Genomic DNA, 23,914 nt, shown 5'->3' with positions numbered 1-23,914 from the left:
CGCGGTGCAGCCCGCAAACCCGTCCACATTCGCCGGGCCGCTGTCAGAAGTCGTCCAGGCCCTCCTCCCGGCGGATCATCCGCCAGGCCGCGCGGCGGGCGCTGCGGTCGAGGTTGGACTTGAAGTCCCGGTCGGTGCCGAAGTACCGCTTGCCGAGCGTGTCGATCGTGGAGACGTGGTCCATCATGTTCTCCTCGAACTTCTTGTCGAAGACGACGCCGAAGTTCTCCTCGTCGTTGACGAGGGCGGCGGCCCGGACCTTCGGGTCCTTCTTCGTCGCGTTGAAGGCCGGGAGGACGTCCTCCTCGGTGAACTCCGTGCCGAACTTCGCGTTGAACTTCTCGATCAGCTCCGACAGCAGCGACTTCTCGGCCTCCATGCCGCCGCCGACCCCGTCACCGAACCCCCTGAGCTCGGCCGGTCCCTCGGGCACCAGGGACTTGTCGTGCTCGCCGGTCTTCTCCACGCGCAGGTGGCTGAGGTCGACCTCGCCTATGTCGACACCGCCGTCCGCCAGGCGGGGCAGCCGGTTGAGCAGGTAGCGCCCGTACAGGTACAGCCGCTCAAGGTCGGCGTCCTGGTAGGGGACGATCTGCGCGAGGAACCCGTACTTGCGGACGTAGTCGTTGAGGTGGGCCCGGAACTCCTCGGCCGTCTCGACGCCGTCCTCCTCCTCGCTCTCCAGGAGGGCGCTGAAGCGGGTGACGGCGGGGGAGAGCAGCCGGTACAGCTCGGCGTGCAGCTTCTCCCACTTGGCCTGGGAGCCGCCCGCCTTCTCCTGCGCCTCGAAGTACGCGGCGACGAACGCGTCCATGTCCTGCTCCGAGACGATCGGCGCGGACATGACCCGGCTCTGGGCCGTGTAGAGGAGGTTCGGGTCGGAGGGCAGGGTGTGTGCCTCCTCGAAGTACGGGCGGAAGGCGTCCTGGATGTCCTCGGCCTCGTTGACGAAGTCCAGGACGGCCAGGTCCGCCTGCGACTTGCGGTCGGCGGTGCGGTTGAGGCGCGAGAGCGTCTGCACCGCGGCGATACCGGTCAGCGTCTTGTTGACGTACATCGTCGTCAGGAGCGGCTGGTCGAAGCCGGTCTGGTACTTCTCGGCGACGACCAGGATCCGGTACTCCCGCTGCCCCTTGCCGCCGGCCTTCGCGGCCTTGTCGTCGGCGCGGGTGTAGGCGAACGCCTTGGGCAGCGCGCTCTCCGGCAGACCGCCGTTCTCCTTGCTCTCGGTGGTCTCCTCGCCGTCGATGGTGAGGGAGCCGGAGAAGGCGACCAGGACGCCGAGGTCCGGGTACTTGGTGTCGTACGCGCGGTCGGCGATGTAGCTCTTGATGGCGCGGGCCATCTCCACAGCGGACTGGCGGGAGGCCGTGACGACCATGGCCTTGGCCCGTCCGCCGAGCCGGCCGCGGGTGTGGGCGACGAAGTGCTCGACGATCACCTGGGCGTGCTGGGACACCGTGTGCTCGTGCATGAGCGCGAACCGGGCGAGCAGGCTGTTCGCCTTGGAGGGGTCGACCTCCTTCTCGTCGCGGTTGAGGTTCGCCAGCTTCCAGTAGGTGTTGTAGGTGACGTAGTTGCGCAGGGGGTCGAGGATGAAGCCCTCCTCGATGGCCTGGCGCATGGAGTAGGTGTGGAAGGGGCGGTAGACGGTCTTGCCGTTCTCCACGCCCTCCGTCCCGAAGAGTTCGAGAGTCTTGGCCTTGGGGGTGGCGGTGAAGGCGAAGTAGGAGAGGTTGGCGGCCCGGGAGCGCTCGACCGCCTTCGCCTTCAGCTTCTCCTCCACGGTGACCTTGGTCGCGCCCTCGTCGTCCGAGTCGGCGTCCAGGCCGAGGTCGCGGAGGGCGGACTTCACGGCGGTGGCGGCGTCACCGGACTGGGAGGAGTGCGCCTCATCGACGATGATCGCGAAGCGGGTGCCCTTGATCTCGGTCGGGTTGCGCTTGATGTAGTCGAGCAGCGCCGGGAACGAGTGCAGGGTGACCGTGACGATCTTCCCGGTGTCCCGGGAGAGGGCGCGGGCCAGCTGCTCGCTCTTCGCCCCGTGCTTCTCGTCGACCTTCACGACCAGGCCGTCGGTCTGCGAGAAGCCGCCGACCGTCTCCCGGAGCTGGGCGTCCAGGTTGCGGCGGTCGGTGATGACGACGACCTTGTCGAAGACGGGCTCGCCGGGCTTGATGCGGCCTCCTGCGACGGCCTCGGGGTCGAGGGCGGCCGGGTCGGTGTCGGCGTGCAGGTCGCTCAGGCGGTGGGAGAGCCAGCCGATGGTGTTCGACTTGCCGGAGCCGGCCGAGGCCATGACCAGGTAGTTCTGGCCGGCGCCGTGCACGGACGCGTGCGCGGTGAGCTTGCGGACCACGTCCCACTGGTGGAAACGGGGGAAGATCGTCGTTTTGGTGGTGCCGCCGCCGGGCGTCTTCTGCTTCTGCTGGTGCACGAAGCGCTGGAGGAGGTCGAGCCAGTTGTCCCGCTGCCAGACCTGCTCCCAGAGGTACGAGGTGGCGTACGTGCCGGGGGCGGCGGGCTCCGGGTTCCCGGCCCCGCCGGGCTGGCCGGGGCCGTTGGAGCCGGTGTTGAACGGCAGGAACCGGGTGCTCTTGCCACGGAGCTGGGTGGTGACGAACACCAGGTCCGGGTCGACCGCGAAGTTCGCGATGACGCGGCGCGTGAAGATCAGCTCGGTCGGGTCGCGGTCGGTCCGGTACTGCTCCTTGGCCTGCTCGACGCCCTGGCCGGTGAGCGGGTTCTTCAGCTCGGCGGTGGCGACGGGGATGCCGTTGAGGAACAGGGTCAGGTCCAGGCGGTGCCCCCAGTCGGCCTGCTTGGTGGCGTAGGGCAGCTCGCGGACGACGGTGAGGCGGTTGGCCCGGTAGCCGTCGAGGACGGAGTCGGCGGAGATGAGGTTGGGCTTGAAGTAGGCCACGCGGAGCAGGACCCCGCGGTCCTTCACACCGTTGCGAAGGACGTGGAGCAGCCCGTCGTCGGCGATGGCCCGGTCGAGGCGCTGCGCGAAACCGCGCTGCGCCTCGTTGGGGTTGCCGCCGTAGACGGTGAGCAGTTCGTCCCACTCGTCGGGCTGCGTCGTGCCGATGAAGGTGAACAGCTCGTTGGTGTCCAGGCCGAGATCGGCCTGGTAGTTCTCCGGGTTCGCCTCCCGCCAGCCGCGCTCGCAGAGCGCGGCGACGATGGCGGACCCGAAGGACGACTCGTCGTGCACGGGACTCATGCGGAGACTCCTTCGGTCACGTTGCGGCCGCTGGCGGTGGATACGTCGAACTGGCCGGTTACGGCGGCTGTGATGAGGGCTTGACGGCGTTCGAGGAAGAGCTGCATCTGGCGCTCCACCAACAGCCGATGCTTCGCTGCTAGGCTTTCGATCTCTGCGCACTTCTCCGCAATTTCAGCCTGTTCCGAAGGACTTGGAAGCAAGAGGGGCATGTTCAGGAGGATGCTGCTGTTGAGGTTGGGCATCGTGCTGCCGATAGCCTGGAGCTGGAAGTAGTGTCGCACCGCCGGGATTGCGAGGTAACGCCTCAGATACCCGGGATGGAAGGCTCCTTTCGCGAACCGAACGCGTAGTGACCCGGTCCCGCAGACCCAACCCTCTTGGGCCTCCGTCACGATCCCCGCCCGTCCGAGCTCTCCCCGTCGCCCGAACACGACGTCACCAGCACGAAGAATGTGCCGCTCTAGATGTGCCCGAACCTTATCGGACACAGTTACCTGGTTGTCGGCAACCAGGCCGGCTGGTGTGATGTTTGCTGGGTTCACTACGGGCCATGCGGCATCTACGTAGTCCTCGGCATGCAGCTGGCTTCCGAAGGGACCGGTCTGTACATCGCAATCGACGGACCGAAGGCGCCCCTGCCGCCAATCGAGAGGGACTTCACCGAGCGGTGAGTAGTCCGCAAGACGCTTGGGGCCAGACGCGGCAACACCGCGGACAGCAGCGTCCAACCGGTTGGTCATCCGCTCAGTCAACAGCGCCAGTGTCCTGTTACGAAGCTCGACGAGCCGGTCGATGCGGGCGGTTTCGGCGTCGAGGAAGTCGGCGATGCGGCGCTGCTCCTCCAGCGATGGTAGCGATACCGGCAGATCGCGTAGGAATTCGTCCGGTACGCGCTGCTGGCCAGCCACGCCGTACATTTCGGCCTCACCGAGCTTCAAAAAATTGTGCGTATTAACGACGTAGAGAAGGAACCTCGGGTCGATGTCCTTGCCAGCGCGCACCACGTGGAGTTCGGTGGTTCCGGCGCCGACACCTCCGTGCAGTCCTTGGATTAGAACCGCACGGCCAGCCTCGAACGTGGGGGTGATCTTTGGGACCAGGACATCACCGTTCTGGAAACGCGTGTAGCCGGTCGATACTGCCTTTTTAGGGCGGCGTTGTGAGATGTCCAGGCGGCTGCCCGGCCACACGGCCTCCATGGGGAGAAAGGTCAATTCGTCGTCGTCCTGCAACGTGTCGAAAGCCGGAGTGCCGGGGTTGATCCGCGCGAGGTGACGTAGCCGAATGGCGTTACTCATTCCGTAACCTCCCCCAGCAGTCCCTGAATCTCTGCCTCCAGCGCCTTCAACTCCGCGTCGATCTCCGCCAGAGGCCGCGGCGGCTCGTACACGTAGAAGTGCCGCGTGAACGGGATCTCGTAGCCGATCTTGGTCTTGCTGTGATCGATCCACGCGTCCGGGACATGCGGGTGGACCTCGCGTGCCAGGTACTCCTCGACGTCCTCGCCCAGCGGAACGTTCTCGTAGTCGCGAAGCTCCGTGTCCGGCTCGGGCTGGCCCTTGACGAGCTGGACCTCGCCCTCCGGGTCCCGGACGCCGATGACCTCGCGCAGTGCCTTGTAGAACGGGGCGCTTGTGGGCCACGTCCCGCCGGCCTGGACCACCGCGTCCTTCAGGGCGAGCCAGGCCTCCTGCTTCGTGGCCCAGCGCGTGCCCATCAGGGACTTGAAGGCGCCGGCCAGGAGCGGAGCCTGCTCAAGCCTCTGGATCGGTTTGGACGCCTCCAGCGCCGCCAGTGATTCCTCCGTCACCTCGAACCGCAGCTTCAGCGGGCGCTCGACCGTGATCCGCCGGTAGCCGAAGTCCTCGTTGCGGAAGACCTTCACCTTGCCGTGCAGCGGGTGGTCCGCGTCGTCCGCCACGGCCAGGGCCTCGCCGTACAGCTTGACCACCGTGGCGATGTGGTCAGTGCCCAGCTGCTTGCGCTTGTCACCCAGCGACTTGCGCATCTTCTGCCACTGGTCGCGGGCGTCCAGCAGGACGACCTTGCCCTTGTGGTCCGGGCTCTTGCGGTTGGTCAGGATCCAGAAGTAGGTGGAGATGCCGGTGTTGTAGAAGAGCTGGTCCGGCAGGGCGACGATGCCCTCCAGCCAGTCGTTCTCCAGGATCCAGCGGCGGATCTCCGACTCGCCCGAGCCCGCCGCGCCGGTGAACAGCGGCGAGCCGTTGAAGACGATCGCCAGACGCGAGCCGCCCCCGCCGTCCACGTCGACCGGCTTCATCTTCGAAATCATGTGCTGGAGGAACAGCAGCGAGCCGTCGTTGATGCGCGGCAGGCCCGCGCCGAAGCGGCCGGCCTCGCCGAGCGTCTTGTGCTCGGCCTCGACGTCCTCCTTGACCTTCTTCCACTCCACGCCGAACGGCGGGTTGGCCAGCATGTAGTCGAAGGTCTTGCGGGCGTGGCCGTCGTCGGAGAAGGAGTTGCCGAAGGCGATGTTCTCCGGGTCCTGACCCTTGATCATCAGGTCGGACCGGCAGATCGCCCAGGACTCGGGGTTGAGCTCCTGCCCGTACACCTCCACCGTGGCGTCCGGGTTCAGCTCCGTGATCAGGTCGTCCATCGCGGAGAGCATGCCGCCCGTGCCGCAGGCCGGGTCGAGGACGGTGCGCACCGCGCCCGGGAGCTGGAGCGCGTCGCCGTCCGGGGCGACCAGCAGGCGCACCATGAGCTGGATGACCTCGCGCGGGGTGAAGTGCTCACCGGCCGTCTCGTTGGACTGCTCGGCGAAGCGGCGGATCAGCTCCTCGAAGATGTAGCCCATGTTGTGGTTGGGCACGGTCTCGGGGCGCAGGTCCAGGTCGGTGAACTTGCCGATGACCTGGTAGAGCAGCCCCGCGCCGTCCAGCCGCTTGATCTGCTGGGCGAACTCGAAGCGGTCCAGCACGCCGCGGGCGTTGTCGGAGAACGCGCCCACGTACACCGCGAGGTTCTTGGCCGCGTTCTGCGGGTCCGCGGCGATCTTCTTCAGGGTCAGGCCGGACCTGTTGTAGAAGGCGTGGCCCGCCGCCCGGCGAAGGAAGCGGTCCGGGTCGATGTCGCTGTCCTTGTACTGCTCCGCGATCTGGGTGACCTTCTCGCGGGTCGGTTCCAGCACGCACTCCAGTCGCCGCAGCACCGTGAACGGCAGGATGACCTTGCCGTAGTCGGACTGCTTGTAGTCCCCCCGCAGGAGGTCGGCGACGGACCACGCGTGGTTCGCCAACTCCGTGTGCTTGCTGCTGTTCAACTGAATCCCCGGAATCCTTCCGAAATGTCCCGACCCCACCGCCCGGTCCGAGCCGATTCGATCGGCCGGCCGGGACGGTCCGACAAGTGTGGTCCATGTATGGGAAGCCGCGTGCCTAATGAGGCGAATTGCCACCCCGGCCGCGTACTTCGTTCGCTGCCCGCGACGGCAGCAGCTGCCCGCCGGTGAGTCCGCTCGCCAGCAGCCGTGCCGTCTCCTGCGCCAGCAGGACCGCCCGCCGTGCCTCCGCCCGGAGCTCGTGCACGTGCCGGAACGCCTCCCCGTAGCGCCGCTGTTCCTCCAGCGGCAGCAGGGGCACGCGCAACCGGCCGGGGTTGACGGTCAGGATTGTGCTTCCCGTCGACGCGCCCGCGATGTTCTCCTCCGCGCCCAGGAATCCGGCGAGGAACCAGGGGTCAAGGCGTGCCGGGTCCGGCCGGAAGAGGTGGACGTGGGGGCCGAGCAGCGCCCCGGCATCCTCCTCGCCCGCGACCCGGGCCATCGGGCCGCCCGTGCTCGCGATCGCCCGGACGAGGACGTCCCCGGCGGCGATCACGGGCGCGGTGTCGTCGTGCAGCCCCGCCGGGTCGCCCGTGGGGCCCGATCCGGTGGCGATGTCCGAGGCGGTGAGCACCGCCCGCGTCCCGGGCCGCCCGCCTCCGCCGGTTCCGCCACCCGGGGCCTGTGTCCGAGTGCGTGCGCTCTCCGGCTGCGACCGCAGCAGGGCGAGCGCTCCGCCGCGGGCGAGATCGGAGGCCGTCGCCGTCCGCCACTCGCGGGCTGTGGCGTCCGCGGCGCTCCAGCCCTCGCGGCCCGCCGTCCGCGCGAGGGAGCGCGCGGCCTCGACGAGGCCGCGGCGCGCGGCGTCGGCCTCGGCCGACAGCGCCGCCGGGTCGACCTCCGCCCGTGATGCCCGCACCAGGCGTGCCGGCGTCAGATCCACCACGTCGTCCAGCAGGTCCACCAGGCCGACCGCGTGCGCGACGCCGGGCTCGCCCTCGAACGTGTCCGGGTTCTCGGCGAACGCCCGCCACGCGTCCAGGGCACGCGCCGTGATCCCCTCCCAGTCCAGGGCGGCTGACCGGCCGCCGCCCCGTGTCCGCGCGGTCGCCGCCGTCGCGCCCGTACTGGTCGCCGTGTCCGCCGCCGTGTCCACGAACAGCACCGACCTGCGCTCCGGGCCGCCCGGCTCGGGCCGTTGCAGCACCCACACCTGGAGCCCGACGTGCAGCGGCACCGACGCGCCGGCTGGCAGCGCGATCACCGCGCGCAGCGCCCCGCTGCGCACCAGCTCCGCCCGTACGCGACGGCCCGACGCGCGGCCGGCCGTGGCCGGCGGCAGGAGCAGCACGGCGTGACCGCCGGGGGAGAGGTGGGCCAGCGCGTGCTGGACCCAGGCCAGTTCGGACTCGGCGCGGGGTGGGAAGCCGTACACCCAGCGCGAGTCGTAGGCCAACTCGTCGTGGCCCCAGTCCCGGTCGCCGTAGGGCGGGTTGCACAGCACGGCGTCGACGGTGAGGTCCGGGAAGGCGTCGGCGCGCAGGCTGTCGCCCGTGCGCACGGTGACGTCCACGCCCTCCCCGGCGGTCAGGCTCAGGCCGACCGCGGCGCGCCGGGCCTGGACGGGGAGGCTGTCCTGCCCGTACAGCTCGCGCGCGCCGCGCGCGGCGGCGGCCGACAGCAGGGTGCCGCTGCCGCAGGCGGGGTCGAGGACGCGGGCCGGGGAGCCGGGGACCAGACGGGCCAGCAGGTCGGCGAGCGGGGCCGGGGTGCGGTAGACGCCGCTGGCGGCGCTGTCCTCCAGCTCCCGCTCGGCCAGTACGCCCAGCGCCGTCTGCGCGCCCTCGTCGCGGACGCAGAGCAGCAGGGCGCGCAGGACGGCGGTGTCCGCGGCGGTGAACCGGACGGGTTCGGTGCCCGGCACCACGTCCGCGACCCCGGCCGCCGCGTCGTTCGCCCGCTCCACCAAGTCGGCGTCGGGCAGCGCGAGCAGGCCGGTGAGGTCGTCGGCGGGGCGGCGGGCGGCTGCCAGGACCAGCAGGAGCAGGTCGGAGGTGCCCGCGCCGGCCGGTTCGCGCAGGCGCAGGGTGGTGCGCAGCTCCCCGCTGGGCGTGGCGGCCGTGCGCTGTCCGCGCGAGGCGAGCCAGGCGCGGACCTCCTCCAGGTCGTACAGCGGGCTGCTGTCCGTACCGCCCGAGGGGGCGGGGAAGTCGTCGTGCCGGCGGCGCCAGTTGCTGACGGTGGCGCGCGTGACGCCCGCGATGCGGGAGATCTCGGCGGCTGTCACCTGGGCGGATGGTGCGGATGACTGCGGCATGGGTCGGTCCTGGCTCCGATGGTCGGCGTGGTCACACCATACAGCATGCGTCAACTCATGGAAGCCGTTGGACAGTGCTTTCACTGACGTGCTTTGATGTTGGCGCTTCCGGCGGTGAGCGGAACTCCCCGACGTGAAGCGCCACTTCCCCTGCCACAGCCATGCCCTCGGACGCCCAGCCCCCTCCGTCCCGCCCCGACCCCTTCCGGCGGGACGCCGGAGGAGGTGCGGCGCCCCGGGGCCGGGCGAGGGCCGGTCGACCACCACCCAGCCACCCGAGGGGGCACCCATGCGCCTGACCATGCCGAGCGGCACCCCGGAAGGAATCCCGCTCACCGTCATGCCGTTCCGCGAGGACGCGGTCATCGGCACCATGTCCCTGGCGACGCTCGTACGCCTGGTGCCGTCACCGCGCCGGGAGGAGGACCCGCGCGCCCTGAAGACCGCGTCCGGACACGACCGGCGCCGTGCCGAACTGCGCGCGACCGTGCAGCGGACGCTGAAGTCCCAGAAGGGCAGGAACATCCCGGCCTACGCCGAGTACATCGCCGCCGGCATCCTCGGCAAGCACGGCTCCGCCTGGTCCACGCCCCCGGTCACGCTCTGGCACGCGGGCGAGATCGCCGCGATGAGCGACGAGCTGATCCCCGACTCCGGTCTGCGTACGCTGACCGTCGCCCCGGACGCCATGGTGATCGCCATCGACGGCGAGACCCAGACCACCGCCTGGCACGACATCTACCAGGACCCGGAGTCCTTCGGCCTCACCTACGCCGAGCTCGGCCGGCGGGTCCGCATCCCCTTCGAGCTCTACCTGGGACTCTCCCCGGCGGACGCGCGGCAGATCTTCTACGACCGCAACGTCAAGGGCGTCGACGTCGCCAAGAACCTGGCCATGTCCATGGACCAGCGCGACCTCGCCACCCGCCTCGCCCACACCGTCGGCGAGAAGCTGGAGGTCGAGTCGGGCGACGGCCGGCGGACGCCGTTCGGCAATCTGGTCAACACCGGCAAGCGGCAGCTCACCGCGGCCGACAAGGAGGTCGTGACGCTGTCCGCGCTGCGGGCGCTGATCACCACCACCGTCTTCGGCGGCAAGGGCGTGCAGTACTCGGCGACCCACGTCCACGAGGAGGACCTGCCGCCCAACACCGACGCCGGCGAGGTCGAGGCGGTCGTCGTCCGCCTGGTCTCCCGCCTGATCGGCGACCACTTCCCCGACTTCGCCCGGCGCGGCGCCATCACCGCCCCGGCCGTGATGGCGGGCCTCGGCATCCTGCTGCACCGCGCCACCCCCTGGTGCGACCCCGGCGACGCCATGGGCTACGAGAGGGTCGCGCACCTGCTCGCCGACGTCCGCTGGGAGCGCGAACCCGCCTACTGGGACGGCGTCTGCGCCAGCGTCGGCTCCACCGGCCGACTCAACTTCAGCGGCGGCGTGAAGGACTCCGCCGGCCGCGTCGCGGGCGCGCTCCTGGACCCGCACAGCGAGCTCGGCCGGAAGATCCGGGGCCGGTGGAGCTGAACAGGCCCGTAGTGCCCGCCACCTGACGCCGGGGCCTTCCCGGCCGGCGCCCCTCTCCGGCCGGGCCCCGCCCACGGCGCACGGCCCACGGCTCCCGCGCCCTGACCGCACACCCCGTGCGGCCCGCGGTGCGATAGCGCCGAGGCAGTCGACGCAGTCCCACGACCCCGCGCTCCGCCGACCCGGCAGCCTCCCGGTACGCCCTACGGGGACCTCGGCAGCCGGAGCGCCGCACAGCAGAGGAGGAACACGGCGAGGCAGCACGACAGTCCGAAGGTCTCGGCGCGGACGAGATTCACGGTGCCGTCGGTGAAGACGCAGTCGACGGCCGGAGGCAGGAGGCCGCGGTCGGTTCCCGTGATCTCGCCGGAGGGCGCGGAGTGCAGATGGGTCACCTGCCGGCGGAAGCACTCGTTGTGGAGGTCGGTGTCCGACAGGCCCATGAGCGGGGCGACCCGGGTGATCCAGAGGGTGGCGGCGGCCGCGGGCGCGAGGACCACGCCCGCCCTGGCCCAGCGCGGCGCACGCGAGGGGAGATTCGTCGCCCAGGCGGCCGTGCCGGCCACCAGAAGGGCTGCCCCGCACCACAGCAGCCAGACGCCCACGGCTGTGGGGTGGCCGGGACCGTGCGTCAACGAATCCGTCCAGTGGCACTCGAACTCCGGGGGGAACACGTCGACGCGGGTGTGGGTCAGCGGATAGTCGTCGTCGAGGGTCCGCTGCCCGCAGATCTCCGCCGGACGTGTCAGCGCGAAGCCGTAGGCGAGAGTGTGGGCGTAGCCCAGGGCGCCCGTACCTGTGCCCAGCACCCACCAGCGCCGGTGCCGTGCGGGGCGGCGCCGGCGCTTCCAGAACCCGTAGGCGAAGGCCCCGACGGCCAGCCAGACGATCAGCACCAGCCACAGGAACAACCACGCGAACATCTGCCGTCCCCTCCCTCCCCCGCCCAGACGGGGAGGAGCCCGCAGGCGGTTCCGGGCGGGGCCGGAGCCCGGGGCGCGGCGATAAAGACGTGCGGGCGTTCGAGCCGGTGGGGTACGTTCCCGTCTGTTCGAAGGGGGACCCGACGTGGCGAAGCTGAACCAGATCATCGCGGTCGAGAAGGGTGTCAAGAGCAAGGCGCTCCAGGACATCACCGCGGCGCACCACAAGGTGCAGAAGCCGGCGCTGCTGGCGGGCATCTCGCGTACGTACCAGCCCAAGGACGAGGAGGGCGAGCAGCTGCCGCCCGAGTCCACGCGGGTACAGGTGCAGGCCGAGGACGTGCTGCGCGAGATGTCCGCGTCGCTGACCCGGCTGTTCGACGTGACCGCCACCAAGGACTGGGCGAACTGCACGGCCCGCGCCGACGTCACGGTCGACGGGCGCACGATCGTCGCCGACGCTCCTGTGAGTTACCTGCTGTTCCTGGAGAAGCAGCTCGCCGACCTGCACACCTTCGTCAGAAAGCTCCCCACGCTCGACGCCGCCGAGTCCTGGTCGCAGGACCCGTCCACGGACTGGTGGAAGACGGACCCGGTCCGCACGATCCGCACCAAGAAGGTCCCCCGCAACCACGTCAAGGCGGAGGCGACGGACAAGCACCCGGCGCAGGTCGAGGTGTACTACGAGGACGTGCCCATCGGGTACTGGACGACCGTGAAGTTCTCCGGAGCGCTTCCGGCGCGGCGGGTCAACGAGCTGGTGGAGCGGGTCGAGAAGCTCCAGCAGGCCGTGAAGTTCGCCCGCGAGGAGGCCAACGGCGCCGAGGCCACCGACCGGCGGGTCGGTGACGCGGTGTTCGGCTACCTGTTCGGCTGACGCCTGCCGCGGGTAGCATCCACGATCGCCCCCGCGTGCGAGCGCGGGGGTGCGCAACCAGGCGCGGGCCGGAATGAGGACCGGTTCGCGTGATGAGCGCAAGCTGACACTGAAGTTCAGCCTGAAGAAGCGGTGACAGTGAAGGTTCGAGTCCTTCCCCCGGCACAGCACCACCACCGACGGGCCGGGGTAGCCCAACACGGCAGAGGCAGCCGCGGTCAATCTCAGACTCTCGCTCCAGTCTCAGCATCGCCGCCGATCGCCGGATCGACCGGGGACGGACGAACGCCGTCGGGTGCGAGTTCGACTCTCGCCTGCACCTCTTGCGCGGTGCGGTAGTTCAAAGGCAGAACACGACGGCATGATGACTGATCCGTCCTCTTAAACGCCGCCGGCGTGCGCAATTGGGTGGCATCCCCAGGGGCCCGGGAGCTGGATACGACTCCCGGGCCCCGCCACGTCGTCCGGCCGACCACGCATCCCTTCTCCGTTTGCCCGGTGGCGCGGCGTGTGAGGGACGTGCCGCGCCGCCGGGTGCCCGGTCAGCGGTCGGTGGTCAGGCGAAGGGGACGGTCAGGACGGAGCCCGAGCCCACCTGGATGGTGGACGGGCCGCTGCCCAGGGCGCTCCAGACCTCGACGCGTACGGTCCCGCCCCTCAGGTCGCCCAGTTCGCCCGAGGCGGAGTGCAGCCCCTGCCGGGCCGAGGAGTACTCCTCCCAGCCGGGGATCGGGTCGGTGGCGAAGTAGCGGAACGTCTCGACGCGGTCGAACGTGCCGTCGCCGGTCAGGTCGTAGGAGACCCGGGCCTGCTGGGCGTGCCCGACGGAGGTGCCGGCGTCCACCTTGAAGGTGAAGGCCGTGGCCGAGCCCGGCTTCAGGGTGCCCTTGACGTTCTCCACCTCGTAGACGAGCGGGTTCTTCGGCGTGCCGTCGTTGTTGGTGCCGCCGGCCGACTGGATGGTGTCGGCGGAGGGCGCCGGGGCCGCCTCGGTGGCCAGGTCGCCGCCCGACCGCAGATAGAAGGTGTCCGCCTCGACGTAGGGCGGGGGAGGGGTGCCGGTGGTGGTGACGGTCACCGTCCCGCTCGCCGGGCCGATCTGGCCGGCGGTGTCACGGGCCTTGACGCTGTAGGTGTACTCCGTGCCGGAGGTCAGCCCGGTGTCGGTGTACGTGGTCCCGGTGACCGTGGCGACCTTCGAACCGCCGCGGAAGACGTCGTAGTTACTGACGCCCTTGTCGTCGGTCGCGGCGGTCCAGCTCAGCGTGACCGAGTCGTCGGTGACGTCGCTCGCCTCCGGGGTGCCGGGTGCGCCGGGCTTCTCGTCGTCCGGCGGCGGAGGGGTTCCGCCGTCGGCGCCGCAGAGGTTGCCGAGCAGCGTGTCGTCGCCCGCCCCGGACGCGGTGGACCTCGCCGGGACGTTCAGGACGCCGCCGTCGGAGAACCTCACCGAGCACTCCTGCTCGCCGTGGTTGTGCGCGGCGTACGTCCTGGTGCCGTTCTTCTCGAAGGCCACGGCCGTGGGTGTGTTGGCCGTGACGGTCATGTCCGGCGCTCCGATGGAGTTCATCGTGGCGACCCAGTGGTAGGTGTGCGCCTTGGTCTCGCCGGCCTCGGGGACGTAGCCGCCGTTCCACTGGTTCCAGTACTGCATGGCCCTGGCCGGGTCGTAGAGCGCCTGGACCTCCCAGAAGACGTCCCGCCACTCCACGGCAGGGCCGCCGTTCTCCTCCTCCATCTCGGCCACGCTGCGGCGCAGCATCTCCTTCTCGCGGGCCAGGTGGAGCGAACCGCCGGTGACGGGAAGGAAGTTGATGCCGTGGATCTCCTCGGGGTTGGCCGTCCACCAGGTGGCGTAGGCGCCGCCGCTGCCCCAGACCATGCCCACGACGTCGTGGCCGAAGTTCTCGGGGTAGACCTTCTGGTCGGCGTCGAACCAGTACTGCGCGATCGACTCCGACTCGGTCGTCATCATGTAGACGCCCTGGTCGCGCAGCGCCTTGTCGCCCATGGCCGAGCCCCACAGGATCAGCCCCGCGCTGAGGTTGACCGACTCCGAGGACGACTCCTGGTTGTTGCCCGCGGCGAAGGCCGAGTGACCGGCGGCCCAGCTGTGGCCGGCGTAGACGTCGAAGCCGCGCAGGAACGGGTACTTCCCGTCGTCCCTGGCCGGGTTGGCGGCGTCCCTGATCAGCTCCTCGACCATGCCGCCCCACTCGGAGTCGGCGGCCCACCGCGGGTCGTACTGCGCCACGATCGCCGCGGCCATCACGTAGTACGAGTAGTGGAAGTGGTGGTCGTTGAGCTCCTGGTCGCTGCCGTAGGAGGCGGGGTAGCCGATGAGGGTGCGCCAGTCCTTGTCATAGGAGAACTCCGACGGGCCGCCGACGGTGAACCACTCCTCCATGCGTCCCTTGATCAGGCCGAGGAGCTTGTCGCGGTTGGCGGTCTCGCCGATCTGGTCGGCGATCGGCACCAGTTGGGCGAGCTTGCCCAGGGCCTTGCCGGTCCAGTAGGTGTCGGTGGCGCCGCTGAACGGGTCGCCCTGCGTCAGCACGTCGTTGATGTACGTCTTCAGCCTGGCCTTGTCGACGCCCGGCGCGGCGGGCAGCCCCGGCAGGACGCCGTCGGCCTTCTGGACGGTGGTGAAGGACCTCCCCTCGCGGACCTTCATCTCACCGCGCGACGACACATAGCTGTGGGCTGTGAGGTCGTCGGTGGTGTGCAGCCACTGGTGGCGGTAGAGGGCCTGGAGAGTGCCGGTCTCGTCGCCCTCCTTCGCCTCGGTGGTCAGGGTGTAGGTCGCCCTCACCTCACCGGCGCCCTCGTCGTAGCTCCAGTCCACCTCCGAGCCGGTGACGAAGCTGAAGGCGTACTTCTCGTACGCCGCCAGCGCGTCCCTGCCGGGCAGCACCGCGAGCGAGAAGTAGTCCTTGGAGCCCAGGTCGGCGCGGATCCGGTTGCCGGAGACGGTCCAGTCGCTGCCGCTGGGGGCGAACAGCGCGTAGTGGTGGCCGGAGATGGTCACGCCGAGCACGTGGCCGCCGTCGGCGAAGACGGTCGGCGCGTCCGCCGCGGTGATCTGCGCGGCGCCGCCGCTGCCCTGCGCGTACACGTACGGCATGCCGTGGCCGATGGTGGTGCGCAGGGTGCGGGAGCCGTCGTTCCAGTAGGGGGTGACGGTCCAGTCGCTCCACCCGTCCGCCCTGGCGTCGGGGGAGTCGAGGCCGGCCAGTCCGAGGGTCAGGTCCGCCTTGTGCGGGAACTCGTACTGGCGCCCGTCGCCCACGATCTGGTGGGTGGTGGGGTAGCCGACCTCCAGGCCGCCGGAGACGGCCTTGTAGGTCAGGGGGTGGCCGTACATGTTCTCCGACCACGGGTTGGCGGAGAACCGCTGGAAGACCAGCGAGGACCACCAGTCGTTGGTCGGCACCGGCCTGTCCGCCATGGCCGGGGTGACCTTCGGTTTGACGGCCTGGCCGCCGCTGTCGGAGGGCCCTTGCCTCCCCGCCGGGCGGACGTCGCTGTAACTGCCCTTGCCCACCTCGATGGTGGCGGCGTGGGCGACGCCGGCACCGGTGGTCGCCGCCAGGCCCGTGGCGGCCAGGGTGACCGCCGGAAGCAGGGCGATGCGTCTGTGGAATCTCATGGACAGCCCTTCTTTGAGAGCGCTCTCAAGGAGTGGCGACAACGTAGATTCTTGACAGTTCACGGTCAATGCTTGAAACCGTGGAACTTCGAAAAAGGTGCATGCGGTTCAAACGTCGATCACTTGTTGACGATCCCGGGCGCAAGCACCCGCCCAGACCGTCGCACGCGCGTGACCGGCGCGTTCGTGCGGTGAACCGGCGCCGGGGATCGGGAGAACCGTGGTCGGCACCGGGATCGACCACGGTCCGGCCGCGGCGGCCCGAAGGGCGTTGACGCGGCTCCCGTACTCGCGGCGGAACTGTGCCGGGACGGGGCAGCCCTGGGCGCCGCCTGGGAGCCGGTGGCGGGCGCGGAGCCGGCGGTGCGACCGGGGTGCGATCGGCGAGCAGGGCGGTCAGGGCACGATCGGCCGCTCCCGGCGGCCGCGACGGGACTGAGCCCGACGGGGCCGGCCCTGGCCCCGCACTCCGGGCAGGGCCAGGACCGGCGGGCCCGCCGCGCTCGCGGCGGCGGCCGGCCCTCGTCGGTCGAGGGGGCGGAGGCTACTCGGGCCAGGCGGAGCCCTTGATGACCTCGACGAAGTCGCCGCGGACGAATCCGGGCACGTAGTGGGCGAGCACATCGGCCTTGACGTTGCCGAACGTCGTCTCGGGGCGGTCCTTGAGGCCCTCGGTGAACGCGGCCAGGATCCGGTTCTTGAAGTCCGGGCGGGGGTGGGCCTCCACCACGGCCGCACGCTCCTCGTCGGAGACCGCACGGTAGCCGATGCCCAGCACGTCCAGTTCCACTCCCCGGGTGACCAGGGCGATCTCGGGGGCCATGTGCAGCGGGATCTCCGGCGTGGTGTGCAGGGCGATCGCCGTCCAGACCCGGTCGGCCTCCTCGCCGGTGATGCCGTGGGAGCGCAGGAACCGCCGCGCCTCGTCGGCGCCGTCGATCTCGAAGCGCTGGTCGGTGCGGCGGAACCGCTCGGTCAGCCCCAGGTCGTGGAACATCGCCCCGACGTACAGCAGCTCCGGATCGAACCGCAGCCCCTGTTCGCGTCCGCGCAGCGCTCCCCAGAGGAACACGCGCCGGGAGTGGTCGAACAGCAGCGGCGAAGCCGCCTCACGGACCAGTTCGGTCGCCTCCCGCGCCATGGCGCTGTCCGGGATGCGCACGCCCGCGATCGTCTCGCTCATGGTCTCTCTCCGCTCCTCGTCCCGGCGGTCCGGCCTCCCTGCCAGGGTCGCAGGGCGCCTGGCATGGCGCCACGGTCCGCGCCGCGCCGTCAGCACCCGGCACCCGATCCGGTTGTTCCACACCGAACCGGGCACCACCTCCGCCCGCTGGGCCGAGCGGGTCCGTCCGACCGCGCCCGGCAGCTCCTCCCCGACGGGCACAGCCTCACCGCGGCGTCTCCGGCGCGAACGCCCCCGCGTCCGCCCGGCCGCCGCGTGGTTTCCGGCCATGGCCGAAGGTCGCCCTACCGCCCCCGCCTCCCTCCTGCCCAGACTGCTGCGCGGATCGTGGGGGAGAGGGGGCCGGGGATGGCTGCTCGGCGTGGAGGCAGTGGAGGCCGTAAGGGGAGCGGGGGCCGCGGACGCGGCTCGGCGGCGCGGCGCAGGCGTGAGGCCAGGCAGAGGACGGCGGTCGTCGGCGGCGTGGCGGTGCTGCTCCTGCTCGTCGCCTCCTGGTCGGCCGTCTGGCCGTACCTCCTGGGGACCGCGATCGCCGCGAGCCTCGGCGGCCTGGTGTGGTGGCTGTGGCGCACCGACCGGATCGCCCGGGGCGGGGACCGGGCCTGGCGGCAGGCGGACGCGGTGGCGGCCGGACACCGCACGCCGGCCGAGGTGGACGCGATGTCCGGCACCGAGTTCGAGGAACTGGTGGCCGAACTGTGCCGCCGCGACGGCTGCACGGAAGTGCGGCGCGTGGGCGGCTCCCACGACAACGGCGCGGACGTGGTCGGACGGCTGCCGGACGGCCGCACGATGGTCGTCCAGTGCAAGCGGTACGCGCCGACCCGCACCATCGCCAGCCGCGAGATGCGCGACCTGATGGGAGCGAAGGTGCACTTCGGGGCCGATGTGGCCGTCTTCGTGACGACCTCGCGCTTCAGCCGGCCGTCCCAGGCGCTGGCGGTGGAGCACGGCATCCTCGCCGTGCACCGCGACCACCTGGGCCTGTGGAACAACGGCGCCTCCCTGCCCGCCCTGGCCGGCGTCAACGGCGCGGGCCAGGGCGACCGACGGCACCGTGCCCGGTGGAAGAAGGCCTACGGGAAGTAGCGCGCGAGGGGTCCGGCGAGCCGGGACGCCGCCTCCAGGAGAACTCGGTGGCGGGCAAGGGCTGTCGCGGACGAGCATGGGGCGCATGAGCGACCAACCCGCGCGATGGACCCAGGCGACCGTCCACCCCGACATGTGGGCCGACCCGGACGACGACCCCCGCGACAGAGAAGGCCCCGGCCCGGAAGGTGAACTCGCGACACTGAGGGAGTTCCTGGAGGACTACCGCACGACCCTGCGGATGAAGTGCGAGGGCCTGGACGCCGAGCAACTGGCCCGCCGCTCGGTCCCGCCGTCGACGATGTCGCTGCTCGGCCTGCTCCGGCACCTCGCCGAGGTGGAACGCGACTGGCGCAACTGGATCGGCGACGGCGAGCCGCTGCCGAAGCTGTACGGCGAGAAGGACGCGGACTTCGACGGAGCCGTCGCCGACCAGGCCGTGGTCGACGCCGCGTACGCCGACCTGGAGCGCGAACAGGCAGCCACCGACGCCGCGCTGGCCCAGCATCCGGACCTGGGCGAGCGCGTGGGCAAGGACGAGATCGCGGTCCGGGAGCTGATGGTGCACAGGATCGAGGAGTACGCCCGCCACTGCGGGCACGCGGACCTGCTGCGCGAGTGCGTCGACGGGCGGGTGGGGCAGTGACGAACGCCGGGGGCGGGCCGTACCGGCCCGCCCCCGGCGTTTCTCCATCGACGCTGGAGTCAGGAACGCGCGCGTCCCTTTATCTCCGCTGTGAACGCACTCCACGCCCGCGCCGGAAAGACCAGTGCCGGGCCGCCCGGATTCTTGCTGTCCCGCACGGGGACCGCGCCGGGAAGCCCGTCGGCGACCTCGACGCAGTCGCCGTTGTCCGGGCCGCTGTGGGAGGACTTGCGCCAGGCAGCGGTGCCCAGGTCAAGGTCGATGATCACTCTCGTACTCCTCTGCCACCGATTCGAGTAGGTCGAGGGACGCATCCGGTGCCAACGCGGCGGCCCTGGCGAGATCGTATGACCTCCTGCACTGCGCCACCCGAGCCGGATCATCGATCAGCTCACCGCTGTAGACGCCTTCCGTGTACGCCACGTCGGGCGCGTCGGCGAAGCCCATCAGGGTCAGCATGCCACCCATGGTCGTGTGAGCACCTGCGGAGTGCGGGACCACTTGCACCAGCGCCCTGCCGGACCGTCCCAGCGCGACGATGTGGCGAAGCTGCTCCGCCATGGCGGCCGGACCGCCCACAACGGCGCGGATCACGTTCTCGTTCAGGATCGCCCAGACCATGGGGGAGTCCGGGTCCTTGAGGATATGGGCCCGTTCCAGGCGGTTGACAACACGCCTGTCAAGCTCCTCCGCCGTGTAGTTGGGCTGACCGGCGCGGAGAACGGCGCGTGCGTACGCCTCGGTCTGAAGGATGCCGGGCACCAGCGTGGCCGCGTAGGTCTCGATGGCGGTCGCCAGAGGCTCCAGGTCGGCCACGGGCGCGAAGTGGTCGGCGAACCGCGAGGTGCCGTCCAGGGCGCGGCGCAGCCGGACGAAGAACCCGTCCGTGCCCAGCACGGCGTCCAGACGTTGGGCGTCTTCGAGCCGGGGCTTGCGTCGGCCGGCCTCGAAGTGAGCGATCAGCGAAGGGGAGCACACCACCTGCTCGCCCAGCGCGCACTGTGTCAGTCCTGCTGCTTCTCGTCTGCGTCGCAGTTCCTCACCGAAGAACTGCTTCGGCGACTGCGGCCCCTGACGTTCCACGGAGTGACTCATGTGCGAAGTGCCCCTCTTGACATGCGCTTCGGAGAGCTGGAAGCCCTGTTGAGCGTACCGCCGCGGCAGCAATCTGTGAGTGGGTGGATACGGAAAGTCACCGCACGCAGCGCAGGAGCGGACATGGCGACGTACCTCGTGGACACCACGCGCGACCGGATCGGCGAGCTGATGGGCAGGAGCGGCGGGCGGTACTTCCTCCGCCCGCCCGGCGGGGGCCGGGAGTGGGAGTGCCTGCCGGAGAACACCCGCCTGCCCACGCCCGAGGAGCAGTTGAGCGCGGGGGTGCGGGCGGCGAACCGGCACAGCGAGCAGCGCTGCCGGTGAGGCCCCGCACCTGGACCACCGGGCGGTGCTGGCTCTACTGCCTCCGGCCGCAGGTGCCGGTGGTGTGGCTCGGACCGGTGCAGACCGAGGGGCAGCAGGCCGAGCTGTACGCCTGCGAGGACTGCGTCCGGAAGCTCAACGCCCTGGTGTGGGAGGCCCTGCGGCAACGGGACCGCGCCCCTGCCCGATAGACCCCGGCCTCGTTCGGGGCCGGGCCCGGAAACACATGACAGCGAGGAGAGGGAACATGACGAACCGGACGCAGCACAACGGCCACGCCGCCATCGGTGCCGACGGCGGCGGCGACAAGCTGCCGGGGGAGCCGTACCCCGGCCCGCACCAGCCGCCCACTCCGGACGGCGGCCCCGGCGTCCCCAACCCGCCCAAGGCGGTCACCGGCCGATGAGCACCGAGCACACCGAAAACGCGGAGAGCGCGCAGAGCGCGGGGGACGCGGAAAGCACCGGCACGGCCGGGCAGCGCCCCGGCCGCCTGGAGTTGGCACGCGCCCTCATGGCGGGCGGCGTCCTCTCCTCGGACTGGACGCCCGCCTTCGCGGCCGTGCCCAGGTCGGCGTTCCTGCCGGAGCTGATCTGGCCCTACGACATGGAAGCGGGCCGCAGCGTCGCCGTGTCGATGGCACAGGACCCGGACGCCTGGGCCCGGTACGCCGACGCCGACGTACCCGTCGTCACCCAGTGGGACGACGGCCGGCACACCGGCACGGCGCCGGGGCGGGAGCCCACCTCCTCGGCGTCCATGCCGTCCGTGGTCTTCCGGATGCTCCGGGACCTGGAGGTGCGGCCGGGCCACCGGGTGCTGGAGATCGGCGCGGGCACGGGCTGGAACGCGGCGCTCCTGGCCCACCGCCTCGGCACGGTGAACGTGGTGACGGTGGAGGTGGACGAGGCGGTGGCCGCCGCCGCGCGCAGGGCGCTGGAGATCTTCGGCCTGCCCGTCCGCGTCGTCCACGGCGACGGCTCGCGGGGCTTTTCCGACGGTGCGCCCTACGACCGGATCATCGCCACGTGCGGGCTGCGGTCCGTCCCGTACGCCTGGGTGGAGCAGTGCCGTCCCGGCGGCCTGGTCGTCGCCCCGTGGGGGACGCACTACGGCAACGGCGACGCGGTCGCCCGGCTGACCGTCTCCCGCGATGGGGGGAGCGCGTCGGGTTTCTTCACCGGGCCGGTGGAGTTCATGAAGCTGCGCTCCCAGCGTCCGCCGTCCCCGGTCCACTCCGAGTACGTCACGGGCGGCGTGGCCGACGGCGAGGAGTCGTCCACCGCGCTGCCGGAGGGAGAGTTCGCCGGGGAGCGGTTCGAGCCGGGACACTTCGCGCTCGGGCTCCGGGTGCCGGACTGCCGGTGCGTCGTCGCCGACAAGCGGGACGGGGCCCGGCCGGTGTGGTGGTACGGGCTGACCGACCGCTCCTGGGCCTGCGTGATGTTCCGCGACGGAGGGGCTGCGCGCGTGTGGCAGTCCGGGCCCCGCCGGTTGTGGGACGAGGTCGAGGCAGCCCACCGCTGGTGGCAGGAGCGGGGCAGGCCGGGGTACGAGCGGTTCGGGCTGACCGTCACGCCGCAGGGACAGCGGGCCTGGCTGGACGACCCGGCCGACTCCTGGCCGGTGTGAGCCGGCCGTACCTGGGTGTGTGCGCCGGGACGGAGGCTCGTCCGGCATAACATCACAGGGAAAGGCATTCCCGGCGGGCCCCGCGCCGTCCGGCGGCGCGGGGCCCGCCGGGCACGGACGACGACTGGTGGGGGAATCCACGACGATGACGGCCGAGACGTTCGAGTTCCAGGTGGAGGCCAGCCGGCTTCTGCGGATGATGGTCCACTCGATCTACTCGAACAAGGACGTGTTCCTGAGAGAGCTGGTCTCCAACGCCTCCGACGCGCTCGACAAGCTCCGCATCGAGGCGCTGCGCGACGACTCGCTGGGGGCCGATGTCTCCGACCTGCACATCGAGATCGAGACCGACAAGGACGCCCGCACGCTGACCGTGCGCGACAACGGCATCGGGATGTCGCGCGAGGAGGTCGTGGGGCTGATCGGGACGATCGCCAAGTCCGGCACCGCGGAGTTCGTGCGGAAGCTGGAGGAGGCGCAGAAGGCCGGGGAGGCTGGGAACCCGGCTTCGGCGGAGGCGCTGATCGGGCAGTTCGGCGTCGGCTTCTACTCCGCCTTCATGGTGGCCGACGAGGTCACGTTGCTGACCCGCCGCGCCGGGGAGGAGTCGGGCACCCGCTGGACGTCCACCGGCGAGGGCACGTACACGATCGAGACGGTGGACGACGCGCCCCAGGGCACGTCGGTCATCCTGAAGCTCAAGCCCGAGGACACCGACGACCGCCTCTTCGACTACACGGCCCCCTGGAAGATCAGGGAGATCGTCAAGCGCTACTCCGACTTCATCACCTGGCCCATCCGTCTGGTCGAGGCGGGCGCCGAAGAGGGTGCGAAGAGCGAGGACGGGGACGGGGGGAGCGGGGACGGCGGGAAGCCCGAGCCGGAGGCGATCAACTCCCGCAAGGCCCTGTGGGCCCGGCCCCGCGGCGAGGTCTCCGACGAGGAGTACCACGAGCTCTACAGGCACATCAGCCACGACTGGACCGACCCGCTGGAGACCATCCGCGTCCAGGCGGAGGGCACCTTCGAGTACCAGGCGCTGCTCTTCCTGCCCGCGCGGCCGCCGCAGGGCGTCCTCTCCCAGGACCGGCGCGGCGTGCAGCTCTACGTCAAGCGCGTCCTGATCATGGAGGAGTGCGAGGAGCTGGTCCCGACCTACCTGCGCTTCGTCAAGGGCGTGGTCGACGCCCAGGACCTGTCGCTGAACATCTCCCGCGAGATCCTCCAGCAGGACCGCCACATCCAGCTGATGCGCCGGCGGCTGGCGAAGAAGGTGCTGTCCACCCTCAAGGAGATGAGGACGGCGCGGCCCGAGAAGTACGCGGACTTCTGGCGGGAGTTCGGCGCGGTCGTCAAGGAGGGTCTGATCAACGACCCCGACAACCGCGACGCGATCCTGGCGGCCTCCTCCTTCGCCTCCACCCACGACGCGGAGAGGACGACGACGCTCCAGGAGTACGTGGAGCGGATGAAGGAGGGCCAGGAGCACATCTACTACCTCACCGGCCCGTCCCGGAGCGCGGTGGAGAGCTCGCCGCACATGGAGGCCTTCCGGGACAAGGGACTTGAGGTGCTCGTCCTGACCGACCCGGTCGACGAGGTGTGGGTCGACGCGGTGCCCGACTTCCAGGGGAAGAAGCTGCTCTCCATCGCCAAGGGGGAGGCCGAGCTCGGCAACGAGGAGGAGAAGGAGCGGGCCCGGGAGGAGCGGGAGCGGCAGCGCGAGGAGTACGCCGGACTGCTGGAGTGGATGACCGAGCGGCTCGGCGACGAGGTCAAGGAGGTGCGGCTGTCCTCCCGGCTGACCGTCTCGCCGGCCTGCGTCGTCTCGGACTCCGACGACATGACGCCCGGCCTGCGCAGCATGCTCCGCGCCATGGGCCAGGAGATGCCCGAGAGCAAGCGCATCCTGGAGATCAACCCCGACCACCCCCTGATCACGGGCCTGCGCAAGGCACACGCGGACGGCGCTTCCGCGCCCGACCTGGACGGCATGGCCGAACTCGTCCACGGCATGGCGCTGCTGGCGGAGGGCGGCCTGCCCGGCGACCCGGCCCGCTTCACCCGGTTGATGGCCGAACGCCTGGAGCGGTCCCTGTGACCCGCCGCTGACGGCCCGGGCGCCGTGGCGGGGGC

General features: G+C 70.8%; 18 protein-coding genes. 9 read left to right on the top strand and 9 right to left on the bottom strand.

Going from position 1 to position 23,914, the window contains the following annotated elements:
* Nucleotides 1-43: 43 nt before the first annotated feature.
* From BMY40_RS06100 to BMY40_RS06085, 4 genes are all read right to left on the bottom strand, one after another.
* Nucleotides 44-3,226 (bottom strand): type I restriction endonuclease subunit R, encoded by a 3,183-nt coding sequence (locus tag BMY40_RS06100; protein WP_093656240.1) that lies wholly within the window; start codon nt 3,224-3,226, stop codon nt 44-46.
* Nucleotides 3,223-4,527, bottom strand: coding sequence for a restriction endonuclease subunit S (locus BMY40_RS27950; protein WP_093656238.1), 1,305 nt, complete (start codon nt 4,525-4,527; stop codon nt 3,223-3,225). Before BMY40_RS27950 ends, BMY40_RS06100 begins: the two co-directional genes overlap by 4 nt.
* Nucleotides 4,524-6,515: a type I restriction-modification system subunit M gene (locus BMY40_RS06090; protein ID WP_093656236.1), complete on the bottom strand. Its 1,992-nt coding sequence runs from the start codon at nt 6,513-6,515 to the stop codon at nt 4,524-4,526. The genes BMY40_RS27950 and BMY40_RS06090 overlap by 4 nt, the downstream gene beginning before the upstream one ends.
* A gap of 115 nt (nt 6,516-6,630) precedes the next feature.
* Nucleotides 6,631-8,802: an N-6 DNA methylase gene (locus BMY40_RS06085; RefSeq protein ID WP_093656788.1), complete on the bottom strand. Its 2,172-nt coding sequence runs from the start codon at nt 8,800-8,802 to the stop codon at nt 6,631-6,633.
* 319 nt (nt 8,803-9,121) lie between these two features.
* On the opposite strand from BMY40_RS06085, the gene BMY40_RS06080 reads away from it, so the two are divergent.
* Entirely contained in the window at nt 9,122-10,357 is a 1,236-nt protein-coding gene (locus tag BMY40_RS06080; protein ID WP_093656234.1) for a DNA sulfur modification protein DndB, read from the top strand.
* A gap of 203 nt (nt 10,358-10,560) precedes the next feature.
* Here the strand turns inward: BMY40_RS06080 and BMY40_RS06075 are convergent, their stop codons facing one another.
* Nucleotides 10,561-11,280, bottom strand: a complete 720-nt coding sequence (locus BMY40_RS06075; RefSeq protein ID WP_093656232.1) for a hypothetical protein — start codon at nt 11,278-11,280, stop codon at nt 10,561-10,563.
* Between the two features lie 145 nt (nt 11,281-11,425).
* On the opposite strand from BMY40_RS06075, the gene BMY40_RS06070 reads away from it, so the two are divergent.
* The gene (locus tag BMY40_RS06070) at nt 11,426-12,157 is read left to right on the top strand and encodes a DUF7873 family protein (protein WP_093656230.1); all 732 of its coding nucleotides are present in this window, start codon (nt 11,426-11,428) and stop codon (nt 12,155-12,157) included.
* Nucleotides 12,158-12,713: 556 nt separating this feature from the next.
* Here the strand turns inward: BMY40_RS06070 and BMY40_RS06065 are convergent.
* Complete coding sequence (locus BMY40_RS06065; protein WP_093656228.1) at nt 12,714-15,806, bottom strand: glycosyl hydrolase; 3,093 nt, start codon at nt 15,804-15,806, stop codon at nt 12,714-12,716.
* Between the two features lie 544 nt (nt 15,807-16,350).
* On the bottom strand, nt 16,351-16,989 hold the full coding sequence (locus BMY40_RS06060) for an HD domain-containing protein (protein ID WP_093656786.1): 639 nt from the start codon (nt 16,987-16,989) through the stop codon (nt 16,351-16,353).
* Nucleotides 16,990-17,457: 468 nt separating this feature from the next.
* On the opposite strand from BMY40_RS06060, the gene BMY40_RS06055 reads away from it, so the two are divergent.
* Both BMY40_RS06055 and BMY40_RS06050 read left to right on the top strand, forming a co-directional pair.
* Nucleotides 17,458-18,078: a restriction endonuclease gene (locus tag BMY40_RS06055; protein ID WP_245769925.1), complete on the top strand. Its 621-nt coding sequence runs from the start codon at nt 17,458-17,460 to the stop codon at nt 18,076-18,078.
* Between the two features lie 76 nt (nt 18,079-18,154).
* Nucleotides 18,155-18,724 (top strand): DinB family protein, encoded by a 570-nt coding sequence (locus tag BMY40_RS06050; protein ID WP_093656224.1) that lies wholly within the window; start codon nt 18,155-18,157, stop codon nt 18,722-18,724.
* 59 nt (nt 18,725-18,783) lie between these two features.
* Here BMY40_RS06050 and BMY40_RS06045 read toward each other — a convergent pair whose 3' ends face one another.
* Both BMY40_RS06045 and BMY40_RS06040 read right to left on the bottom strand, forming a co-directional pair.
* Entirely contained in the window at nt 18,784-18,993 is a 210-nt protein-coding gene (locus tag BMY40_RS06045) for a DUF397 domain-containing protein (RefSeq protein ID WP_425443078.1), read from the bottom strand.
* The gene (locus BMY40_RS06040) at nt 18,977-19,807 is read right to left on the bottom strand and encodes a helix-turn-helix domain-containing protein (RefSeq protein ID WP_342745056.1); all 831 of its coding nucleotides are present in this window, start codon (nt 19,805-19,807) and stop codon (nt 18,977-18,979) included. Before BMY40_RS06040 ends, BMY40_RS06045 begins: the two co-directional genes overlap by 17 nt.
* A gap of 135 nt (nt 19,808-19,942) precedes the next feature.
* On the opposite strand from BMY40_RS06040, the gene BMY40_RS06035 reads away from it, so the two are divergent.
* From BMY40_RS06035 to htpG, 5 genes are all read left to right on the top strand, one after another.
* Nucleotides 19,943-20,146, top strand: a complete 204-nt coding sequence (locus tag BMY40_RS06035) for a hypothetical protein (protein ID WP_093656222.1) — start codon at nt 19,943-19,945, stop codon at nt 20,144-20,146.
* Nucleotides 20,143-20,337: a hypothetical protein gene (locus BMY40_RS06030; RefSeq protein ID WP_093656220.1), complete on the top strand. Its 195-nt coding sequence runs from the start codon at nt 20,143-20,145 to the stop codon at nt 20,335-20,337. The genes BMY40_RS06035 and BMY40_RS06030 overlap by 4 nt, the downstream gene beginning before the upstream one ends.
* Before the next feature lie 56 nt (nt 20,338-20,393).
* Complete coding sequence (locus BMY40_RS27945; protein WP_177213898.1) at nt 20,394-20,552, top strand: hypothetical protein; 159 nt, start codon at nt 20,394-20,396, stop codon at nt 20,550-20,552.
* A gap of 107 nt (nt 20,553-20,659) precedes the next feature.
* The gene (locus tag BMY40_RS06025) at nt 20,660-21,778 is read left to right on the top strand and encodes a methyltransferase domain-containing protein (RefSeq protein WP_093656780.1); all 1,119 of its coding nucleotides are present in this window, start codon (nt 20,660-20,662) and stop codon (nt 21,776-21,778) included.
* A 145-nt stretch (nt 21,779-21,923) separates the two neighbouring features.
* Entirely contained in the window at nt 21,924-23,879 is a 1,956-nt protein-coding gene (htpG, locus tag BMY40_RS06020; protein ID WP_093656218.1) for a molecular chaperone HtpG, read from the top strand.
* Nucleotides 23,880-23,914: the final 35 nt, after the last annotated feature.

This window comes from Streptomyces radiopugnans (assembly GCF_900110735.1).
GTDB lineage: Bacteria > Actinomycetota > Actinomycetes > Streptomycetales > Streptomycetaceae > Streptomyces > Streptomyces radiopugnans.
This window is presented reverse-complemented; position numbering and strand designations above follow the sequence as displayed.

Bases quoted from the DNA above. Each gene is read 5' to 3' on its own strand.
- htpG (WP_093656218.1), top strand. From the start codon at position 21,924: ATGACGGCCGAGACGTTCGAGTTCCAGGTGGAGGCCAGCCGGCTTCTG.
- BMY40_RS06035 (WP_093656222.1), top strand. From the start codon at position 19,943: ATGGCGACGTACCTCGTGGACACCACGCGCGACCGGATCGGCGAGCTG.
- BMY40_RS27945 (WP_177213898.1), top strand. From the start codon at position 20,394: ATGACGAACCGGACGCAGCACAACGGCCACGCCGCCATCGGTGCCGAC.
- BMY40_RS27950 (WP_093656238.1), bottom strand. From the start codon at position 4,527: ATGAGTAACGCCATTCGGCTACGTCACCTCGCGCGGATCAACCCCGGC.
- BMY40_RS06065 (WP_093656228.1), bottom strand. From the start codon at position 15,806: ATGAGATTCCACAGACGCATCGCCCTGCTTCCGGCGGTCACCCTGGCC.
- BMY40_RS06025 (WP_093656780.1), top strand. From the start codon at position 20,660: ATGGCGGGCGGCGTCCTCTCCTCGGACTGGACGCCCGCCTTCGCGGCC.
- BMY40_RS06050 (WP_093656224.1), top strand. From the start codon at position 18,155: ATGGGGCGCATGAGCGACCAACCCGCGCGATGGACCCAGGCGACCGTC.
- BMY40_RS06060 (WP_093656786.1), bottom strand. From the start codon at position 16,989: ATGAGCGAGACGATCGCGGGCGTGCGCATCCCGGACAGCGCCATGGCG.
- BMY40_RS06100 (WP_093656240.1), bottom strand. From the start codon at position 3,226: ATGAGTCCCGTGCACGACGAGTCGTCCTTCGGGTCCGCCATCGTCGCC.
- BMY40_RS06080 (WP_093656234.1), top strand. From the start codon at position 9,122: ATGCGCCTGACCATGCCGAGCGGCACCCCGGAAGGAATCCCGCTCACC.
- BMY40_RS06075 (WP_093656232.1), bottom strand. From the start codon at position 11,280: ATGTTCGCGTGGTTGTTCCTGTGGCTGGTGCTGATCGTCTGGCTGGCC.